This is a genomic window from Streptomyces sp. NPDC031274 (genome assembly GCF_055570235.1).
This window is the reverse complement of the sequence record NZ_JBVIHP010000441.1, coordinates 1-1,074: the sequence shown is the minus strand read 5'-3', so window position 1 is coordinate 1,074 and position 1,074 is coordinate 1. Positions and strand designations below refer to the sequence as shown.

Below are 1,074 nucleotides of genomic sequence, written 5' to 3'. Positions count from 1 at the left end.
ATGGGCCTTGCCGGGGATCTTGGAGAACTGGGTACTTGCTGGTGGCGCTGGTCGCTCCGCTCTAAACGGTTGTCACTGGTACCTGTCGAGCAGCAGCCTCGAACGGCCCAACGGCCAACTCACATCTCCGTGATCCGATACGGCCTTGGCAACGGCGGCAGCGGCACGTTTAGCGCTTGGCCTAGCAGCAACCGTGCAACGGCGTCGCGCTCGCGGGGTGGTTGGCCCAGCCTCATTGACAGGACAATGTCCCAACGCGGTCGCGAATGGTCCGCGCCGAGGGGAGCCCCGCGTCCAGCCTCAGATCGTGGAGTTCGTCGTTGAGCTTTTTCAGGTCAGGCTGGTCAGCTAACTCGGGCCTCTTCCACGGCTGAGCGACCACCGTCACTGCCCCCTTCTGGTGATTCTTCGTCAGGTCCTGTAGGCCCAGTACTGTGCGCCGGTTCATGCCGAGCACGACAGTCGTCAGGATCTGTCGCGAGCTCTCTCAGGATCTGTGACGCGCTGTCAGGGAGCGGCCTTTCTCGGCTGATGCTGTCAGTGCTCGTCCTGAGCCGTCAGGGTCGTCGGTGAGGCGCCCACGCTGGACACACAACCCAGTTGGTGCCCACATGGAAGGTAGATCCTCATGGAACAGATCAGCGTGCGCCTCGTAGTCCTCCTGTTGGTCGGAGTCCTCGTCGTCGCTCTAACCCTGCATGCGCCCGAAGTCGGGACGGCCTTGGTGGGGGCCACGGCAGTCGTGGCACTTCTCTCCCAACTTATGGGCCGCGAGTGACTTTGAGGCACGTAGGCGTTCAGCGATCACGTCTGGGCCGAACGACGCCAGATCCCACAGCGCGCTGAGGCCCCGCCCTACTTCCCCCATGCTGTCGGACAGCGCGAAGGGGATGACTGTGATGCCGAGGGTGGAGAACGGGGTTCGGTCCAGATAGGTCATGCCGCCGGTCCCACAGAGGTACGTGCTCGCGCCGACTACTGCCGTGAGGTCGGCCAGCCGTTGGGATCGGCCGGGCCGCGCGGGCAAGTGGCTCGTCCTGAGGACGGTGCCCTTCCAGCCGAGCAGGTCGAGAA

General features: G+C 64.2%; 1 protein-coding gene. It reads right to left on the bottom strand.

The features are described 5' to 3' along the window. Window positions 1-688 precede the first annotated feature (688 nt). The coding region (locus ACZ5CR_RS47020) for a WbqC family protein (protein WP_468870204.1) at window positions 689-1,074 on the bottom strand (386 nt) is incomplete at its 5' end.